Below are 20117 nucleotides of genomic sequence, written 5' to 3' on the forward strand. Positions count from 1 at the left end.
AGCGCGTCGTTACACATTGTGTTCGGTTGTAGCCCGCTGGGAGGACAGCAGGCCTTTCGAGGGGCCAGGACCATTCAACGACGGCGGAGTGGTACCCAGAACCTCTCCTCGGTGAACTACACATGACATCCGCTTACCCGGAATCGGCGCGCACACCTGGCGGCCGGGGTAGGAATACGCGGTGGCCACCTTTCGCCAGCCGGGCCCGGCGCCGGCCGAGATGCTGCGCACGGGTGCGCTCGCCGTGCGTGGCGCGTTCCGTCCGCGCCCGCCGGACCGGCGACTCTTCGACGCCATCGAGGACGCCGGGCTCCCCGACGGCGAGGTGACGGTCCGGGTGCGCGCCCTGCCCCAGGTTGCGCGACGGGTACCGCTCGCCGGCCTCGTCGAGGGAGCTCGTACCCTGCGTCGCGCGTCGTCGGCGATGACGACCTTCGTGGTCGAGCACCCCGAGGCCACGTTCTTGGTCGATCCCGGCTTCTGCCGCGACGCCCATCACCGCGTCCTGCCCGAATTGCCGACGATCTTGCGCCCGCTGATCACCCCGCCGCGGTCGACGGTCAGCACCGCCGACGGTCTCGAGCTGCGGCCGCTGCACCGCTCCCCCGACTTCGCCCTGCCGACGCACGCTCACTGGGATCACGTGTGCGGCCTGCTGGACCTGCCCGGCCTGCCGGTGTGGCTTCCACGGGCCGAACGCGAATGGATACTGGCCGGCTCGCGACCACCGGTCGGCGGGGTGCGGGCGGCTTTGACCGACGGCCGACCGATCCTCGACTACGAACTCGACGGCCCGCCCGTGTCCACGTTCGCCGCGAGCCACGACCTGTTCGGCGACGGCTCCGTGGTCGTCGTCGACCTCGGCGGGCACCCCCCCGGGAGCGTCGGCGTCCTGGCCCGCACGTCCTCCGGCCCGGTCCTGCTCGCCGGCGACGCGGCCTGGCACTTCGAGCAGGTGGCGCGCCTGCGCCAGAAGCCGAGCATCCCCGGCGAATTCGTCGACGACAACCGCGACGCGGCGTTCGCGATGCTGCACCGGCTCCACCTGGCCCGCCACACCGTGCGCGTGATCCCCACCCACGACCACGACGCCGTCGGAGCACTCTGCGGCTGAGGCGAATTCGAACTCGGTCGACCGGGTCAGGCGTCCTGCGGTTTCGCCAGCGGGAACGCGAGCGACTCGCGGATCGACTGTCCGGTGATGAGCATGACCACGCGGTCGACACCGACACCCAGACCTCCGGTCGGCGGCATCGCGTATTCCAGTGCCTGCAGGAAGTCCTCGTCGAGTTCCATGGCCTCGGGATCGCCGTCGGCGGCCAGGATCGACTGCTCGGTGAGACGCGCCCGCTGCTCCACCGGATCGGTGAGTTCGGTGTAGGCCGTGCCGAGTTCGACGCCCCAGGCGACGAGGTCCCACCGCTCGGCGACGCCGGGCTTGCTCCGGTGCGCACGCGTGAGGGGCGACGTCGACGTCGGAAAGTCGGTGTAGAAGGTCGGGAAGGTGGTGCGATCCTCGCCGAGGTGCTCGTACAACTCCAGGACGATCTGCCCGGCGTCCCAGTCGGGCCGGTGATTGATCTCCAGGCGGTCACACACCGCGCGCAATTCCTCGACGGAGGTCTCCGGCGTGATGTCCTGCTCCGCGCCCTCCGAGACCACCTGATGAACGGTCTTGACCGGCCACTCCCCGGAGATGTCGACGCGCTCTTCGTTTCCGTCGGCATCGGTGCGAACGATGACCGGTTCCCCGTAGGCCGCCGTCGCCGCGTACTGGATCATCTCGCGCGTCAGATCGAGCATCTTGAGGTAATCACTGTGCGCCTCATAGGCTTCCAGACTCGTGAACTCCGGGTTGTGACTGAAGTCCACACCCTCGTTGCGGAAATTGCGGCCGATCTCGAAGACCTTCTCGACCCCGCCGACACACAGTCGTTTGAGGTAGAGCTCCGGGGCGATCCGCAGATACAGGTCGAGGTTGTAGGCGTTGATGTGCGTCTGGAACGGGGTGGCGTTCGCGCCGCCGTGGATCTGCTGCAGGATCGGCGTCTCGACCTCGAGAAAGCCACGAGCGCCGAGGAAGTCACGCAACGACTTCACCACGAGACTGCGGGTCGCCAGCGACTTGCGCGTCTGCTCGTTGATGGCGAGGTCGACATAGCGCTGCCGGACACGCGCTTCCGGATCGGTGAGACCGGCCCACTTGTCGGGCAGCGGGCGCAGGCATTTGCCGTTGATCCGCCAGGCATCGATCAGGATCGACAGCTCGCCCTTACGACTCGTGCCGACGACGCCGCGGGCCTGGATCAGATCCCCGAGGTCGACGTCGGTACCGAAATCGGGTGTGCCCGGGATGATCCGGGAATCCTCGACCAGCACCTGCACCTCGCCGGACCAGTCGTGGACGTCGGCGAACACCACCTTGCCGAAGTCCCGAAGTCGCGTCACGCGTCCGGCGACGGTGACGACGGTTCCCTCGGGTTCGGCCTTGGCCGCCGCGATCGTATGAGTGGGTTGATCGGCCGGCGGGTACGGATCGAAGCCGCGCTCGACGAGCCGGTCCATCTTCTCGAGTCGGACGCGCACCTGTTCCGGCCGGTGGACGACCGCACCCTCAGGTGTGGCTGCCTCGGCGTCGAGCTCGGCGATGAGCGCGGGCGCGTCGACACCGGGCGGGATCGACGGCGGCCCCTGCGTGTAGTGCTTGGCCCGTCCGAACCGCGGCAACGTGATGAAACCCTCGGTCACGATCGCGGCGAGGCCCACCCGGGGCAGGATCCGGCTGTCCTCGAAGCACAGGTAGCGCGACTGCCAGTCCGGCAGATACTTCGCATTCGACTTGTACAGCGACTCCATCTGGAAGAACCGCGAGCCGAACATGAGGATCGAGTAGCCCATCCGCATCACCGGCCCGGCCCCGATCTGGGGACCCTGCTCGAAGAACGCCCGGAACGCCGCGAAGTTCAGCGAGACCTCGGTGATGCCCAATTGCTCGGAGTTGCGGCACAATTCGGCGACCATGGTCTCCACGACGCCGTTGGGTCCGTGCCGGTCACGACGCATCAGGTCGAGCGACACACCCCGACGACCCCAGGGCACGAAGGACAGCATGCCGACGACCCGCTCGTCGGGGGTGCCCTCGCCCATCACGGCCTCGACCAGCAGGCAGTCGCCGTCCGCGGGATCGCCGATGCGCGAGAGCGCCATCGCGAAGCCGCGTTCCTCGTCGGTGTCGCGCCAGTCGTCGGCGCGCGCGACGATCTTCGCCATCTCGGTGTCGCCGATCTCGTTGTGCCGTCGGATACGGACACCGACCCCGGCACGACGGGTCCGGGTCACGGCCTGGCGCACCGCCTTCATGGCCGGCCCACTGAGACTGAACTCGCGCGTGTGCAGGATGGCCTCGTCGCCGATGTTGAGCGAGACGAAACCGGCGGCGTCGAAGGCGGCCGCGCCGCGCGGGCTCGACCCCATTGACGCCGGGTGCCACCCGTACTTCTCGCACAGGGTGAGGAATTCGGCGATGGCATCCGGCCACGACTCCGGATCGCCGATCGGGTCACCGCCCGCCAGTCCGACGCCTACCTCCACCCGGTAGGTGATCGCTGCCCGACCATCGGGCGAGAACACGACGGCCTTGTCGCGGCGGGTCGAGAAGTACGCCAGCGAATCGTCGTCGTTGAACCGCGTGATCAGCGCCCGGATGAGGGCCTCGTCCTCGGCGGTGATGAGCCAGCGCAGCCGTTGCGACCGGAACAGCACGACGGCCGCGGCGATCAGCGCCAGGGCGCCGAACAGTCCCAGCAGGCCGTTGACGAACAGGTGGGTGTGCCGACCGTCGAACGAGGCATCCTGGTCGATCGCGCCGAACGCCACGACCCGGTTGAACGCGTACGGCAACCGGTCGCCTCGGGTCAGCGTGTGCGGGAACGCCCACACCAAGGCCCAGCCCAGCAGGGTCGCGATCGCCAGTCCGGCGATCAGGGTGCCGAACGCCGCCAGGACGGCGCCTTTGCGGACCCGTGTGTAGAACTGACGGTACGTCGACAGCAGGAACATCAGGGCAAGCGCGTCGATGAACAGTCCGAGGTAGATGTTCGTGCGGTCCCACCGCGTCACGCCCAGGTCGTCGGCCAGCGACGGCACGAGATAGAGCGCGTTGGTCGCCATGAACAGGATCAGGTAGATGACGCTGATCCACCAGGCGATCCGCTTGCGGGCCGAGAGCGCGACGGCGATCAGGGCGAGCACGAACGCCCAGGCGAAGCTGGTGTCGGGGAGGGTGATGATGTAGTCGTCGACGTAGCGGCGGGGGTCGTGGATCAGATGCCGGATCGCCGGGAAGAGGCTGGACAGCAACGCGATTGCCGCCAGGACACCGACGATCGTGCCGGCGATGTGCGGGGCTCGGGACCCGAACCCGGAGGGCCGTCGGATCTTGTCGAGCAGCGCGAGGGACCTGCGGTCGGCCGCGGTGGGCGTCCGCGGTCCCACGTCGCGGTGCTCGCCGGGATTCTCGGGGTCGACCGGCGCGAGGGGGGTGTCGGTGGCCATGCGTAAAAGGTAGTCGGGATGAGAGGTATGTCCCGGCACTCCACGCGGATTGGCCCCGCCCGGCACAGATCGTCTTGCGTCCCCGACGGCCGAGGTGGCCAGGCGGGCGGTGGACCGGCATGATCGAAGCCGTGTACGACGTGACGATCCGGGACGACTCCATCCGACTCGGCCAATTCCTCAAACTCGCCAACCTGATCGAGTCAGGGGCCGAGGCCAAGGAGGTGATCGCCGACGGTCTGGTCACCGTGAACGACGAGGTGGAGACCAGGCGCGGCCGTCAGCTGACGATCGGCGATGTGGTGTCGGTCGGCGGGATGAGCGTGCGAGTCGTCGCCGAGGGAGACGTGCCACCTGCCCTCTGATCCGAAGAAGCGTCCCCCATTGCTCCCTGAGGTGCGAGGAGCGATAGCGACGAGCCTCGAAGGGCGCTAGGACCGGACGCCGAACCGTCTGAGCTCGGCGGGTGTGATGAGTCGTTCCGCTTCGGCGGGGAACATCGTCGTGGAACCGCGGCGGCCTCCGAGTCGCCAGCCGGTCAGCGAGTTCAGCAGAGAGCCCCGGCGGGGCGAGTGAAATGTGTCAGCCAACTTCATGACCAATCACTTCCTGATACTTCACATTCGTTACAACGGACTGGAACTTTGTTTTACTGTAGCGGCTGTTTCCGGTCGTGTCGCCGGACTTCTCAGTGGCTTTCGCCACGCCCCCGCGACTGCCGACACGTGTGAATCCCGCAGCTCCGGTTCCCGAAACGGCGAGTGCCGCACACGACGGCTAGATCGATCGTCGCACGAGAACTGTTACCTCGCGCGTAGCGACGCGCCCCTCACCTGCATGAATGACCCGGGCGCGGCCAGGCGTTCACTCGCCCCCGCGGGTCGCCGTCGAACGACCGAAGCCGCCGACCCGGGATTCGGGCCGGCGGCTTCGGTGTGATGGACGACGATGGCGGTCAGTGCGCCTCCCGGCAAACAGGCCGCTCGAAGCGGCAAAGGGTGGGACCCGGGGCATTGAGTCCGTCACCGTCGCGGGGTACAACCGCGCTTCCGCACGAGGTATTCCACGGGTCGTCCCACTCTCCCGGCCCGCTATCCCGCGGCACTGGCGCGGCGTCGGCGGACCCGCTTCACGACGAACCAGGCGACCATGAGAACCAGCACGGCGATCACGATGTTGCTCAGCACGCCACTCCACCGTTCGAGTGCGGGGGCGATCGCCGGACCGAAGCCGAAGCCGATCCCGATCCACAGCGCGTTCCACACCCCCGACCCCAGCGTCGTGTACGCGGTGAAGCGCCAGAACGGCATCTTCTCGATGCCCGCCGGGATGGAGACGAACGACCGGACGAGCGGCACGCACCGACCGAGGAGAACCGCCATTCCGCCCCAGCGGACGAAGTACTCCTCCGCCTTGTCGAAGTCGTCGTAGTCGAGCAGCGGCATCCGGCCGACGAGTCGCCGGGTGCGATCGCGGCCCAGAGCCGCACCGATCCAGTACCAGAGCCAGGCCCCGACGAGCGACCCGATGGTCGCCGCGGCCCAGGCGAGCCAGACGTTCATGCGGCCCTCGTAGGCGAGGAACCCGGCGCCGGGGAGAACGGCTTCTGATGGGATCGGCGGCAGGAAGGTCTCGAGAAGGATCGCCACCCCGACGCCCAGCTCGCCGAGCGTGTCCATGAGGTCGAGAATCCAGCCGATGAAACCGCTGTGACCTTGCGACGGGTCAGTCTGGGCGAGTACGGCGGCGAGCTGCGTTGGCAAGGAGATGTTCCGTCTGTCCGAGGGCGGGCGGCTGGTCCCCGGGATCGGTGACCACTTCGGCCGCCACTCTAGTCGGACGTCCGATTCATCCGGTTCTCGTGCAGGTCAGCCGACCGGCGTCGTCACGCGAGGCCGGCGAGGAACCGGTTGGCCCACTGCACCGCAGTGACGCCGGGACGGACCTCGAAGTCCCGGTAGGTGCCGTGCGACCCGGACTGGAGGAATTGGTTGAACGACCTGATCTGCTCGCGAGCGCGCGCGTCACCGAGCTCCTGCACGATCTCGCCGGGGCCGCCGAGGGTGAGCAGTTCGGAGAAGATCGCGCCCGCCTCGGCCTGATACTGCACGATCTGGCTCGGCGTCGGGTCGCTGGTCTCGGCGAGGTAGCCGACGATCCGCGTCACGTAGTAGTCGCGTGGCACGTTGCAGTAGACGTCGGTGGGTTCGCAGAGGGTGAACGCCCTGGGCAGGACCCAACCCATGCCGTCGAGGCGCGGTCCGCCACTTCCCTCACCCCTCAGGGCGGGGCCGATGAGATTGTCCCGCTTCGACCGCCGCGGGTCCGCGATCAGCACGACCCCCGCGACCTGACCCGGACGGATCGCGGCGCGACCGGTGCCGATCTCGGATGCGAGGTCACCGGCGGCGTCGGCGCCCTGGCTGTAGCCGACGAGCGCGATCCGGGTACCGGGGCATCGTCGGAGCATCTGAAGGGCGAGCCCCGTGGTGTTGGCAACCGCCTGTGCCTTGGACTTGCCGTAGATCGCCTTCTCCCACGGGAACGCCGTCGCGTCGTATCCGACGTACTGCACGCGGGTTTCCGGTCCGAGCCCGGCGGTGACCTCCCCCAGCACACCCGGGCTGGCACCGTTGGACCAGGTCCCGGGGACCGCGAGCACGTAGATCTCCGGGCAGCCCCGGGGCGCGGCGGTCGCCGTCGGGACGGCGAGCACACCGCCGGCCAGGATCGCACACAGCAGGGCGCATACGGTCGCGATGATCCGACGCATGGTCCGTTCCCTTCGTACACGCCGAGGAGGCAGCTTTACCGCCGAGTCTAGGTCGGGCATCCGGCAGGCGTGTTGCCGCCTGCGGAACTCCCGTGGAACGACGGATCTGCCTACGCAGAACTCCCGCCCACCCTGAGCGGGTGAGCGGGAGTCGAGTACTGCTGAGTGCGACGCGCGATCAGCGCTGCGCGACCTGCGTGGGCACGATCGGTGCGGGCAGGTCCGACGCCCCGGTGAGGAACGCGTCGGCGGCCGCAGCGGCCGAGCGCCCCTCGGCGATGGCCCACACGATGAGCGACTGTCCACGCCCGGCGTCGCCGGCGACGAAGACACCCGGCTGACCGACAGCCGCGAAGTTGCCGTCGCGCTTGACGTTTCCGCGGGGGTCGTACTCGACGCCCATCTTGTCGAGGAGGTCCTCGCGCTCGGGTCCGACGAAGCCCATGGCCAGCAGCACCAGGTCCGCCTCGAGCTCGAAGTCCGAACCCTCCACCTTCTCGAAGCGGCCGTCGCGCATGACGACCTCGTGCGCCTTGAGTCCGGTGACCTTGCCGTCCTCGCCGAGGAACTGCTCGGTGTTGACCGAGAAGACGCGCTCGCCGCCCTCTTCGTGGGCCGACGACACGCGGTACATCAGCGGGTAGGTCGGCCACGGGGTCGACTCGGCACGCTCGATCGGCGGCTTCGGCATGATCTCGAACTGGTGGACGATCTCCGCGCCCTGACGCAGCGAGGTGCCCAGGCAGTCGGCGCCGGTGTCGCCACCGCCGATGATGATGACCTTCTTGCCCTTGGCCGAGATCTGGCCCTCGACTTCGTCGCCGAGCTGCACCCGGTTGGCCTGCGGCAGGAACTCCATGGCCTGGTGGATGCCGTCGAGCTCACGCCCGGGGATCGGCAGATCGCGACCGATGGTCGAACCGTTGGCGAGGATCACCGCGTCGAAGTCGGCGCGCAGCTGCTCGACGGTGACGTCGACACCCACGTTGACGCCGGTGCGGAAGACGGTGCCCTCGGCCTCCATCTGCGCGAGACGACGGTCGATGTGGCGCTTCTCCATCTTGAACTCGGGGATGCCGTAACGGAGCAGGCCACCGATGCGGTCGGCCCGTTCGAACAGCGTCACGTCGTGTCCGGCACGCGTGAGCTGCTGCGCCGCAGCGAGTCCCGCGGGCCCGGAACCGACGACGGCCACCGACTTGCCGGTCTTCTCCGACGGCATGACCGGGGTCACCCAGCCGTTGTCGAAGGCGTTGTCGATGATCTCGACCTCGACCTGCTTGATGGTGACCGGCGGCTGGTTGATCCCCAGCACGCACGACGCCTCGCACGGAGCCGGGCACAGGCGGCCGGTGAACTCCGGGAAGTTGTTCGTCGCGTGCAGACGTTCGATGCCGTCGCGCCACTGGTCCTTGTAGACCAGGTCGTTCCACTCGGGAATCAGGTTCCCCAGCGGGCAGCCGTTGTGGCAGAACGGGATACCGCAGTCCATGCAGCGGCTCGCCTGCGTCTTCAGATGGCCCTTGTCGAAGTCGGTGTAGACCTCTTTCCAGTCCAGCAGACGCAGTTCCACCGGGCGGCGGTCGGGCAGCTCCCGCTCGGGGTGCTTGAGAAATCCTCTGGGGTCAGCCACGTGCGGCCTCCATGATCGCTTCGTTCACGTCTCGCCCGGTCTTCTCCGCCTCGGAGATGGCCAGCAACACACGCTTGTAGTCGCGCGGCATGACCTTGGCGAACTTGGTCTGGGCGGTGTCCCAATCGCCGAGCAGCGCTGCCGCGACCGGGGATTCGGTCTCGGCGCGGTGCTCTTCGATGATCGTGGCGAGGAACTCGATGTCCTCGTCCTCGAGCGGCTCGAGGTCGACGAGCTCGGTGTTGAGGTTGTCGGCCAGCTTGCCCTCGGGGTCGAAGACGAACGCCATACCGCCGGACATGCCCGCCGCGAAGTTGCGGCCGGTCTCGCCGAGGACGACGACGCGTCCACCCGTCATGTACTCACAGCCGTGGTCGCCCACACCCTCGACCACCGCGGTGACGCCCGAGTTGCGAACGCAGAAGCGCTCACCCACGATGCCGCGCAGGAAGATCTTGCCCGCGGTGGCACCGAAGCCGATCACGTTGCCGGCGATGATGTTGTGCTCGGCGACGAAGTCGTCCGGCGCGTTGCGTGCCGGACGGACCACGAGGCGACCGCCCGAGAGACCCTTGCCGACGAAGTCGTTGGCGTCGCCCTCGAGGCGCAGCGTGATGCCCTTGGGAACGAAGGCACCGAAGCTGTTGCCGGCCGATCCGGTGAAGTCGACGATGATCGTCCCGTCGGGAAGACCCTGTGCGCCATAGGCCTTGGTGACCTCATGGCCCAGCATGGTGCCGACGGTGCGGTTCACGTTGGTGATCTTCGAGGTGAAGGACACCCGCGTGCCGTGGTCGATGGCCTCGCGGCTCTGCGCGATGAGCTGCTGGTCGAGCGCTTTGTCCAGGCCGTGGTCCTGCACGCCGGAGCAGTACAGGTCCTGGTTCATGAACGGCGACTCGGGCATCGCCAGGATCGACGACAGGTCGAGCTTGCCCGCCTTCTCCGACTTCCAGTGCGCGAGCGCCTTGGTCGTGTCGAGCGCCTCGACGTGACCGACGGCCTCCTGCAGGGTGCGGAAGCCCAGGCGCGCCAGCAGTTCCCGGACCTCTTCGGCGATGTACAGGAAGAAGTTCTCGACGAACTCCGGCTTGCCCGCGAAACGCTCCCGCAGCAGCGGGTTCTGGGTGGCGACACCCACCGGGCACGTGTCGAGGTGACACACCCGCATCATGATGCAACCCGCGACCACCAGCGGCGCGGTGGCGAAACCGAACTCCTCGCCACCCAGCAGGGCGGCGACCACGACGTCGCGACCGGTCTTGAGCTGGCCGTCGACCTGCACGACGATCCGGTCGCGGAGTCCGTTGAGCAGCAGGGTCTGCTGGGTCTCGGCCAGGCCGATCTCCCACGGCGCACCGGCGTGCTTGACCGAGGTCAACGGCGTTGCGCCGGTACCGCCGTCGTGCCCTGAGATGAGGACGACGTCGGCGTGCGCCTTCGAGACACCGGCCGCGACGGTGCCGACGCCCACCTCGGACACCAGCTTCACGTGGATGCGGGCCTGCGGGTTGGCGTTCTTCAGGTCGTGGATCAGCTGCGCGAGATCCTCGATCGAGTAGATGTCGTGGTGCGGGGGCGGCGAGATGAGGCCGACGCCCGGCGTCGAACCACGGACCTCGGCGACCCACGGGTACACCTTGTGCGGCGGCAGCTGCCCGCCCTCACCCGGCTTCGCACCCTGCGCCATCTTGATCTGGATGTCGGTGCAGTTCGACAGGTAGTGCGAGGTGACGCCGAAGCGGCCCGACGCGACCTGCTTGATCGCGCTGCGGCGCCAGTCACCGTTCTCGTCGTGATGGAAGCGCCGCGGATCCTCGCCGCCCTCACCGGAATTCGAGCGACCACCGAGCCGGTTCATGGCGATCGCGAGGGTCTCGTGCGCCTCCGCGGAGATCGAACCGAAGCTCATCGCGCCGGTCGAGAACCGCTTCACGATCTCGCGGGCCGGTTCGACCTTCTCGATCGGGATCGGGTCGCGGTCACCGAAATTGAAGTCGAACAGGCCGCGCAGGGACGCCATCTGGCGGGACTGGTCGTCCACCAGCTTCGTGTACTCCTTGAACACCTGGTACTGGCCGGTGCGCGTGGAGTGCTGGAGCTTGAAGACGGTGTCCGGGTTGAACAGGTGGTACTCGCCTTCGCGGCGCCACTGGTACTCGCCGCCGACCTCGAGCTCGCGGTGGGCGCGCTCGGACGGGCGATCGGAGAACGCCAGCGCGTGGCGGGTCGCGACGTCGGCGGCGATCTCGTCGAGACCGATGCCGTCGAGCTGGCTGTTGAGCCCGGTGAAGAACTCGTCGACGGTCTCCTGCGAGATACCGATGACCTGGAAGAGCTGTGCACCGGTGTACGAGGCGAGGGTCGAGATGCCCATCTTGCTCATCACCTTCAGCACGCCCTTGCCGGCAGCCTTGATGTAGTTCTTCTGCGCGGTGGCGAAGTCGAGGTTGCCGAGCACACCGCGCTCGGTCATGTCCTCGATCGACTCGAAGGCCATGTACGGATTCACCGCTGCCGCACCGAAACCGACGAGTGCGGCCACGTGGTGGACCTCGCGGCAGTCACCGGACTCGACGATGAGACCGGCCTGGGTGCGCTTGCGTTCCCGCACCAGGTGGTGGTGCACCGCAGCCGTCAGCAGCAGCGACGGGATGGGTGCGTAGGTCTCGTCCGACTCGCGGTCGGACAGGATCACCAGGTTCACGCCGTCGTCGATCGCGGCGCTGACCTTCGCACGCACCTCGTCGAGGGCCTTGCGCAGACCGGCGCCACCCTCGGCCACCGGGTAGAGGCCGTGGATGTGGACGCTGCGGAAACCGGGCAGTGCGTCGTTGGAGTTGATCTCCACCAGTTTCGCGAGCGTGTCGTTGTCGAGGACCGGCGACGGCAGCTCGATCTGACGGCACGACTCGGGGCCGGGGTTCAACAGGTCGGCCTCGGTGCCGATGGTGCCGCCGACGCTGGTGACGATCTCTTCGCGGATCGCATCGAGCGGCGGGTTGGTCACCTGGGCGAACAGCTGCTGGAAGTAGTCGAACAGCATGCGCGGGCGCTTGGAGAGCACCGCGATCGGGGTGTCGGTACCCATCGAGCCGAGTGCCTCGGCACCGGTCTTCGCCATCGGCGCGACCAGCAGGTCGAGTTCCTCACGCGTGTAACCGAACACCTGCTGGCGCAACGCGACCCGGTCGTGCGGCATGTGCTGATGCGGCGGCGCCTCGATGTCGTCGACCGCGACCAGTCCCTGCTCGAGCCACTCACCGTAGGGGTGCTCGGCGGCGAGCTCGTCCTTGATCTCCTCGTCGTCGACGATGCGGCCGGCAGCGGTGTCCACCAGGAACATGCGGCCGGGCTGAAGACGCATCTTCTGCACGACGTCGGAGTGATCGATGTCGAGCACGCCGACCTCGGAGGCCATCACGACGAGCCCGTCCTTGGTGACCCAGATCCGACTGGGCCGCAGGCCATTCCGGTCGAGCACGGCACCCACGACGGTGCCGTCGGTGAAGCACACCGACGCCGGTCCGTCCCAGGGCTCCATCAGCGCGGAGTGGTAGCGGTAGAAGTCCCGGTGCGCGGGCTTCATCGACTCGTGACGCTCCCATGCCTCCGGGATCATCATGAGCACGGCGTGTGGCAGGGAGCGTCCACCGAGGTGGAGCAGCTCGAGCACCTCGTCGAACCGGGCGGTGTCCGACGCACCCGGGGTGCAGATCGGGAAGATCTTCGACGCCGCGTCGGCCCCGAAGGCCGCGGTGTCGATGAGCGCCTCGCGGGCTCGCATCCAGTTCTCGTTGCCGGTGACGGTGTTGATCTCGCCGTTGTGGGCGACGCGGCGGAACGGATGCGCCAGCGGCCACGACGGGAAGGTGTTGGTGGAGAAGCGCGAATGCACCAGACCGAGCGCGCTCTCGACACGCGAGTCCTGCAGGTCGACGTAGAACTCCCGCAGCTGCGGGGTCGTCAGCATGCCCTTGTAGACGAAGGTGCGGCCGGACAGGCTGGGGAAGTAGACGGTCTCGCGTCCGGGCCCGTCGGCGCCGGCGCCCTTGTTGCCGAGTTCGTACTGAACCCGCTTGCGCACGACGTAGGCGCGGCGCTCGAGTTCCATGCCCTCCGCGCCGCCGACGAACACCTGCCGGAAAGTCGGCATGGCGTCGCGGGCGAGAGCTCCGAGCGAGTTCTCGTTGGTGGGCACCTCGCGCCAGCCGAGCAGGGTCAGGCCCTCTGCCTCGATGACCTTCTCCACGCCCTCGCAGGCGAGGCGGGCGTCTTCCGAGCCCTGGGGCAGGAAGGCGATACCGGTCGCGTAGCTGCCCTCCGCGGGCAGCTCGAAGTCCACGGTCTCCCGCAGGAAACGGTCCGGGACCTGGATCATGATGCCCGCACCGTCGCCGGTGTTGGGCTCGGCACCCGCGGCGCCGCGGTGCTCGAGATTGACCAGCGCCATGATCGCCTTGTCGACGATGTCGCGACTGCGCCGCCCGTGCATGTCCACGACAAATGCCACGCCACACGAGTCGTGCTCGTTGCGTGGGTCGTAGAGACCCACCGGTCCCGGAGCCTGCTTCATAGTTCGCCTCACTTTGCGCGCGAGGAGTGCACGCACTACCCGTCGTCGATGTCTGGGGCCACACCCGGCCGTGTCGGGCCGCGGACCACGATGTCCCCGGCGTCGTCGTGCTCCACCCGCATCGGGGCTGACCTGGGCAGAGCCGACGATCACAGCGGCGGTGAGTCCCGGTCAGCGCCGTTGCTGACGGTCCCTTCGGGCCGCTTCGTCGGGACCCGAACCACCCTGCTCATCGCAGCTACCGCGCGCAGCACGCCAGAGCGCCCCCGGGCAGCCGTATGAGCATTGTGAGTCATTTTTCCACGCGAAGGGCCCACTCTCGAAATCCGGTTACCACAGAGACACCGCCGGTGCACGTCAGACGGAAATCCGGCGATTCGGGGTCCGCCCCGGAGACGGCCCGCGCGGGCGTTTCGGGAGCGTCGACGGTCGCGGCCCGATTGCGGCCGGATCTCGCCCTGACCGATCCCGCACCCGCGCGGCATCGAGCCACTACCGTCAGGTGATGAGCGTCACCGTATCGGCCGATGAGCCCACCCCGGAAGCGGATCTCCTCGCGCATCCGTTCGGCCGCCTGGGCGTCGATCCGTACGGTTCGAGGCGTTCCCGTGCGGTCAACGCCTATCTGGCCCGGGTCACCTGGCCGATGATGACCGCGGCCGGGGTCAGCCACCCCCGCGTCACCGCGCAGATGATCCAGCGGACGCGCCCGGCATTGAACCGGACCATCGAGCGGATCAACCCGCCTCCGGCCAACACCCGGGTGGAGATCGTGCGTGAGAACTTCCGGGGTGGGCAGGTCCGTGGCGAATGGGTGATCGGCCGGCACGCGAGCGCTCCGGTCCCCGGTTCGCGAATTCTGTATTACATGCACGGGAGCGGGTACGTGGTGTGTTCGCCGCGAACGCACCGGGGCCTGGTCGGCCGGCTCGGCAACAAGACCGGGCTGCCCGCCTTCAGCCTGGACTACCGGCTCGCCCCCGAGCACGCCTGGCCGTGCGCAGGCAACGACGCCGTCCGCGGCTATCGCTGGCTGCTGTCCCAGGGGTACCGCGCCGAGGACATCGTGGTCGCGGGTGACTCCGCCGGCGGCCACCTGGCGCTCGACCTGCTCGCCGTCAACCACGCCACCGGGACCCCACAACCGGGTTCGATGGTGCTGTTCTCGCCGCTCTACGACCCGACTTTCCAACTGGCCGTGCGCAATCAGCGCACCGGGGTGCGGGACCCGATCATCGACGCGATGTCCGCCCGCAAGATCCTGCGGCTCTACACCCGGACCGCCGACCCCGATCATCCACGGATGCGCGTCCGTCTCACCCCGGACATGACCCTGCCCAAGACGCTCATCCAATACGGGGCGCGCGAGGTGATGGGGGCCGACGCCCGGGCCACCCACGACGAGATCACCGGCGCCGGAGGGGTTTCGGTGATCCAGGCCTGGCCCGACCAGGGTCACGTCTTCCAGCTGATCCCCCGCCTGTCGGCCGAGGCGCGGTCGGCCATCGACATCGCTGCGCGGTTCATCGAGGTGACCGCGCCGGTTGCTCAATAGCGCCACAACCGCAAACCCACCCCTTTTCCACAAACCCAGCACGCTCCGACGGGATGGGTTTACGGAAATAGGGTGGGTTTGTCAGGGGGGTCAGTCAGCTAGCCATGCCCCGTGCAGCCCGGCGGGGACGCGGATCGGGAGTTCGACGGTGGCGACCGGTCCGGCCGTCGGCTCGTCGGCGGCGAGAAGGTAGAAGTACGAACGCATGTCGGCGGGGTCGGTGCCGATCGCGCCCCAGTGATCGCGTTCGATGCCCGGGATGTAGATCGGCTCGCCGATCGCGGTTCCGGGACTCCAGAAGGTCTCGGTGCCGGCGGAGAGATCGTGGAACCAGAGACTGTCGGTGGCATCGGTGTCGCGGGGCCCCTTCGCCACCGTTGCCACGCGATGGTGGTCCCGGGTGAGCAACCGGTCGTCGACTCGCGGGAACTCCATGTTGAAGGCGTTGTCACTGATCGTGTTCCGGGTGATGGTGCCATCCGGGCGGATGATCGCGCGGGTGAGCGCCGAAGTCGCCGGCCGGGGTTCGGAGGCGAAGCCACCCGGGTAGCTCCACTCCACGTAGTCGACGGTGACACCGTCCTCGGCGCTCGGGCCGTCGAAGGCGTTGGCGAAGTGCCACACCCAGAACGGGTCGGTCTGGACCCAGCGCACCGGACCGCCGTCGCGCGGGATGAGGGCGATGCGCGTGCCGTCGTCGGGTTGCCAAGACAGCAGCGAGCCACCGGTCATCGCGGCTTCGAGGTCGAAGATCAACGGGCACACGAAGAGTACGAGGTACCGCGACGTGAGGGCCATGTCGTGGATCATGACCGACTTGTCCAGACCGTCGACCGGCGTGGGCCCGGTGGTCGTCGTCCCGTCCGCGGACACCACCGACCACGTCAGGTATGGCGACTCGAGTCCGTAGTTGAACAAGACCATCTCTCCGGTGGACGGGTCGATCTTCGGGTGGGCGGTACTACCCACCCGCATCGCCCCGGAGCAGTCGGTCTTGGCCAGTGTGGCCAGCGTCGACGGCTCGAGCAGGTAGGGCTGGTCGGATTCGGCCATCGCCATCAACCGTCCGCCGTGGCGGACGATGTTGATGTCGGGCAGTTCGCGGTAGGTGCCGGCGAGTTCGTCCCCGACAACGCTCGCGGGTGGTGTGTACCCGTCGGTGAGCCCGGACCAGAGTGCATGTCCGGCAGCCTCTTCCGCGATGACCATCGGGGTCCGGACGAAGCGGTTGGTGTACCCGACGCGACCGCCGTCGATGCTGATCCGGTGCACCATGCCGTCACCGTCGAGGGGATAGACGAACGATCCGATGGGATCGAAACGCGGATTGGGGCCGTTGCGCAGGTAGCTGCCGCGCAGATCCGCGGGGATCTCGCCGCGGACGGGCAGGTCGGTGACATCGACCTCCTCCCGCTGCGGGGCGTACACACCGGTGAGGTGGGCGTGATGCGCGAGGTCGACGGGGGCGGGGGTGGGGGGCGTGGTGATGGTCATCGGATGTCCTTAGGGCGGGTCGGTAGGAGGGCTGTGCCGCGGGGGTCAGCCGGCGGTCGGGGCGGTGGAGGCGGCGGGCGCGCTGGGGGCCGCGTCGGCGATTGCCCGGGTCCGCTTGACCGCGAACACGATCAGCGCGATCGGCACGACCCAGTTGAGCAGGATGTTGCCCGGGTGGCTGCCGGACACCGACGCCGACGACGCCAGCAATCCGGCGACGATGTGCGAGCAGCCCATGAGTGCGATCGCCCCGGCCCACAAGAGGCTGATCTGGCGGTTCTTCGCGCGGAACACCGGTGAGTGCCACAGGGCGGGATCGACGGTCTCGCGGGCGTACTGCTCGGTGAACGGGACCGTGAACGCGGACACGGCCATGACCGCGGCGAGGACGAACGCCGAACCACCGCGACCGAAGAACACGAGCGCTTCGTCGACCTGGGTGTCACCGACGATGCCGATGAGCGCGATGACGCCGAACAGGACGACCCCGGCGACGTCGATGATCTTCCAACCGCCGCCGGTGCGGACGGCCTCGTAGATGGTGACGGCCAGGGCCAGCGCGCAGGCGGCGATCGCGGCGAGCGTGACGTGGTCGGCACCCAGGCGTTCGGCCGCCCAGGCGAACACGAACCAGGGGGCGAGTCCCAAGATCATCGATTTGGCGTTCACGGGTGGTCTCCTTCGGTACGGCCGAGGTGGGTCCTCGTTGGGGGTACACCCACTGTCCGCCGGGCCGATGACGCGTACATCTGCGTCATGACGGAGAAATCTGCGCCAACCGTGCGACGATGCTCAGTTCTGCTGCCGACCCACGACGAACGCGGCGAGTTCGACGCGGGTGCGCAGGCCGAGTTTGGCGAGGGCGTGGGAGACGTGGGTCTGCACCGTGCGGGTCGAGATGAACAGTCGGTCGGCGATCTCGCCGCCGCTCATGCCGGCCGCGACCAGTTCGGCGACGGTCGTCTCGGTCTTGGTGAGACTGTCCCAACCATGGGTCGGCCGGTCGCGTGCCGCGGGGTCGAGCCGAATCCCCAACGGACGCAACCGCGAGGCCACGCGTGCGGAGCTGGTGCTTGCTCCCATGGCACGCGTCAGTCGCATCGCTCGCCGGGCGAGCTCGCGGGCGCGGTCCCGGTCTCCCGAAAGGGCGACCGCGCACGCGGCTTCCTCCCACATGCACGCCTCGGACTGCCGGTCCCCGACCGCCTGCACGATCTCGGCGTACTCGTCGGCGGCGTGCACGATCGTCAACGGGTCCGCGTCGTGGAGCACCACCGAACACATCGCGCGGGCCACCGCGACGGGCCCGGACATGGGCCGCGCGGGCGGTACCGGGAACTCGTCGAGCCCGTCCAGAATGCGGCCGAGCAGCGCGGTGTCGCCCGCACGCGCGCCGATCCGCGCGGTCTCGAGAACGACGGTGGGCAGCCAGGAGTACAGACCGAACCGGCGGCCGTGGTCCCATGCGCGGCCGGCTGTCGTCGCGGCCGCACGTAGTTTCCGGTTCGCCTCGAGCAGCAGGGCGCGGGCGTGGGTGGGCACCGGGAAACCGAACTGGTCCGGTAACCCCGTGTCGTCCCACGCGTCGAGGCGGGTCGACGCGGCCGCCAGGTCGCCGCGCAGCACGTCGACCATGGCCCGCCCGCCGACCGCCATCGACTTCCAGCCCATGTCCGCGGAGTCCGCGCGATCCAGTCCGGCATCGAAAGATGCCGCCGAGTCGTCGAGGTCGCCGAGCCCGAGAGCTATTCCGCCGCGGGTGAACTCGTGGTAGGCGGTCATCCAGTCGGCGCCCCGGCTCGATCGCAACCGGGCGGCACCCGCGAGCAGGTCGGCCGCGGCCGCCGGGCCGTGCGCATACTGTTCGATCAGCGACGGCCAGATGTCGGCCGACGACGTCGACAGTGTGCCGCCGGCGGATTCCGCCGCGTCCCGACGCGAGGCGAGCAGCGCGATCCCGAGCGCCTCCTCCACCTCGCCGCGCAGGAACCGGCGTAGTGCCTCGGCGATCAGGCCGGACACCGATCGGGTGGACGCGTCCCGCTCGACGTCGAAGAACGGGGTGTCCGGCGCGGGTCTTCGTCCGTCGAGAATGCCCACGTAGTGCCGCAGGTCGGTGAGCGTGCCGGCGACGCCGTCGCCGACCGGGAGCTGCAGGGTCTCGTCGATCAGGTCCCGCACCCGGTCGGTGTCCCCCTTGGCGATCAGGGCGAACAACAGGATCCGATGCAGCTCGGCGAACTCGGCGATCTCGGTCGCCAGTACCATGCCGTCCTCGGCGACGCGTGAAGCCCGGTCGAGCTGCCCGGTTCGGGCGAGGGCGAGCGCGAGTGCGGTGTTGACCCCCGCCGACGGACGGGCGGTGCCGGCCAACGTCTCCAGGAGTTCCGCCGCGACCGCCGGCGTGCTGGCGAGTTCGCTCTCGGCACGGCGTACCGCCGCGAACATCGCGGATTCGTCACTGCCCGAAGCGATTCGATGATGAGCCACGGACTGTGGATCGTGCCGAGTACTGGGATGGCTGGCGATCGCGTCGTGCAGCACCGAGCGCAGCATCGGATCGAGTTGTCCATAGGTGACGTCGGCGTACAGATCGTGGGTGAACCGCAGTGCTCCCCCGTCGTCGACGCCGACGATCCCGGCGTCGATCGCCGACTGGGCCGGCCCGACCAGCGAGGCGGGCGGAACCGCGTCGACCGCGGCCAGTTGGGCGAGCGTCGCCGGGCGGCCCCACACCGCGAGCTTCTGCGTCAGCTCGCGGGCACGACCGTCGAGGAGGGCGACGTGTTCGGCGATCGCGTCCTCGAGTCCACTCGGTACCCCCGACGCGGTGCGTGCGTCGACCGCCGCGTGACCGTCGACGATCCGCAGACCGCCCGACTGCTGCAGCGCGCGCAGCACCGAGATCACGTGCATCGGGTTCCCACCCGATGCACCGAGCAGCCCGAAGAGTTCGGCGTCCGGTGCGGCACCGACGGTCTCGATCGAGATCCGGTGGACCTCGTCGGCGCCCAGCGGGGGCAGGGACCAGTCGACGACCTCCGCTCGCGCCACCAACCGGTTCAGCAGATCCCGTTCTGGGAGCGGCCGCCGGCCGAGGAGCATCACCAGCGGTAGCACCCGCGTGGCAGGTACGAGGCGGGACAACAGTTCCAGGGTCGCCGCATCGGCGTGGTGGGCATCGTCGATGACGAGCACGAGCGGCCCGTCGGCACACAGCGTGTCCACGCGCGCGTAGAGATCGTCGTCGAAGCCATCGGGAACCGGGGTCGGCAGATCCACTCCGAGCAGCTGCCCGGCGAGTCCGAACGGTTGGCGCCATGACAGTTCGTCTGCCCGCACCGTGCGAACGGAACCATCAGTGGCAGAGGCCAGTTCCCGGAGCGTATGGGTCTTTCCGGCGCCCGGGCCGGCGGTGATCACGCCGACCCCACGGCGGGCGGAACCCGAATCGCGTTGGGCAGCGGCGACGAAGTCGCGCATCTCGTCGACCACCGCCCGACGGTCGGCGGACTGGGACGCGAGCACGGAC

At 68.6% G+C, this 20117-nt stretch carries 11 protein-coding genes; 3 read left to right on the plus strand and 8 right to left on the minus strand.

Annotation, left to right across the window (positions count from 1 at the left end):
* Positions 1 to 181: 181 nt before the first annotated feature.
* Positions 182 to 1114: an MBL fold metallo-hydrolase gene (locus Q9R39_RS18185; protein WP_311277914.1), complete on the plus strand. Its 933-nt coding sequence runs from the start codon at positions 182 to 184 to the stop codon at positions 1112 to 1114.
* A 26-nt stretch (positions 1115 to 1140) separates the two neighbouring features.
* Here Q9R39_RS18185 and lysX read toward each other — a convergent pair whose 3' ends face one another.
* Positions 1141 to 4554, minus strand: coding sequence for a bifunctional lysylphosphatidylglycerol synthetase/lysine--tRNA ligase LysX (gene lysX, locus Q9R39_RS18190; RefSeq protein ID WP_311277915.1), 3414 nt, complete (start codon positions 4552 to 4554; stop codon positions 1141 to 1143).
* Positions 4555 to 4673: 119 nt separating this feature from the next.
* On the opposite strand from lysX, the gene Q9R39_RS18195 reads away from it, so the two are divergent.
* Positions 4674 to 4919 (plus strand): RNA-binding S4 domain-containing protein, encoded by a 246-nt coding sequence (locus Q9R39_RS18195; protein ID WP_265968471.1) that lies wholly within the window; start codon positions 4674 to 4676, stop codon positions 4917 to 4919.
* Between the two features lie 726 nt (positions 4920 to 5645).
* Here the strand turns inward: Q9R39_RS18195 and Q9R39_RS18200 are convergent.
* The 4 genes from Q9R39_RS18200 to gltB all read right to left on the minus strand — a co-directional run bounded on the left by Q9R39_RS18200 (position 5646) and on the right by gltB (position 13536).
* The gene (locus tag Q9R39_RS18200) at positions 5646 to 6317 is read right to left on the minus strand and encodes a DedA family protein (RefSeq protein WP_058253696.1); all 672 of its coding nucleotides are present in this window, start codon (positions 6315 to 6317) and stop codon (positions 5646 to 5648) included.
* Between the two features lie 122 nt (positions 6318 to 6439).
* Complete coding sequence (locus Q9R39_RS18205) at positions 6440 to 7327, minus strand: cutinase family protein (protein WP_265968473.1); 888 nt, start codon at positions 7325 to 7327, stop codon at positions 6440 to 6442.
* Positions 7328 to 7505: 178 nt separating this feature from the next.
* A complete protein-coding gene (locus tag Q9R39_RS18210) occupies positions 7506 to 8960 on the minus strand; it encodes a glutamate synthase subunit beta (RefSeq protein WP_247450871.1) in 1455 nt (484 codons plus the stop codon).
* A complete protein-coding gene (gene gltB, locus Q9R39_RS18215) occupies positions 8953 to 13536 on the minus strand; it encodes a glutamate synthase large subunit (RefSeq protein ID WP_311277916.1) in 4584 nt (1527 codons plus the stop codon). Before gltB ends, Q9R39_RS18210 begins: the two co-directional genes overlap by 8 nt.
* 505 nt (positions 13537 to 14041) lie before the next feature.
* On the opposite strand from gltB, the gene Q9R39_RS18220 reads away from it, so the two are divergent.
* Positions 14042 to 15091, plus strand: coding sequence for an alpha/beta hydrolase (locus Q9R39_RS18220; RefSeq protein WP_165629250.1), 1050 nt, complete (start codon positions 14042 to 14044; stop codon positions 15089 to 15091).
* 90 nt (positions 15092 to 15181) lie between these two features.
* Here the strand turns inward: Q9R39_RS18220 and Q9R39_RS18225 are convergent, their stop codons facing one another.
* The 3 genes from Q9R39_RS18225 to Q9R39_RS18235 all read right to left on the minus strand — a co-directional run bounded on the left by Q9R39_RS18225 (position 15182) and on the right by Q9R39_RS18235 (position 20113).
* Positions 15182 to 16585, minus strand: a complete 1404-nt coding sequence (locus tag Q9R39_RS18225) for a carotenoid oxygenase family protein (protein WP_259936568.1) — start codon at positions 16583 to 16585, stop codon at positions 15182 to 15184.
* 45 nt (positions 16586 to 16630) lie between these two features.
* Positions 16631 to 17254 (minus strand): hypothetical protein, encoded by a 624-nt coding sequence (locus Q9R39_RS18230; protein WP_065631305.1) that lies wholly within the window; start codon positions 17252 to 17254, stop codon positions 16631 to 16633.
* A 123-nt stretch (positions 17255 to 17377) separates the two neighbouring features.
* On the minus strand, positions 17378 to 20113 hold the full coding sequence (locus Q9R39_RS18235) for a LuxR C-terminal-related transcriptional regulator (protein ID WP_311277917.1): 2736 nt from the start codon (positions 20111 to 20113) through the stop codon (positions 17378 to 17380).
* Positions 20114 to 20117: the final 4 nt, after the last annotated feature.

The organism is Gordonia sp. AC31, from assembly GCF_031844505.1.
Lineage (GTDB): Bacteria > Actinomycetota > Actinomycetes > Mycobacteriales > Mycobacteriaceae > Gordonia > Gordonia hongkongensis.

What these genes read in the sequence shown, in the direction of transcription:
- lysX (WP_311277915.1), bottom strand. Translation starts at nt 4,554, where the DNA reads ATGGCCACCGACACCCCCCTCGCGCCGGTCGACCCCGAGAATCCCGGC.
- Q9R39_RS18195 (WP_265968471.1), top strand. Translation starts at nt 4,674, where the DNA reads ATGATCGAAGCCGTGTACGACGTGACGATCCGGGACGACTCCATCCGA.
- Q9R39_RS18205 (WP_265968473.1), bottom strand. Translation starts at nt 7,327, where the DNA reads ATGCGTCGGATCATCGCGACCGTATGCGCCCTGCTGTGTGCGATCCTG.
- gltB (WP_311277916.1), bottom strand. Translation starts at nt 13,536, where the DNA reads ATGAAGCAGGCTCCGGGACCGGTGGGTCTCTACGACCCACGCAACGAG.
- Q9R39_RS18220 (WP_165629250.1), top strand. Translation starts at nt 14,042, where the DNA reads ATGAGCGTCACCGTATCGGCCGATGAGCCCACCCCGGAAGCGGATCTC.
- Q9R39_RS18225 (WP_259936568.1), bottom strand. Translation starts at nt 16,585, where the DNA reads ATGACCATCACCACGCCCCCCACCCCCGCCCCCGTCGACCTCGCGCAT.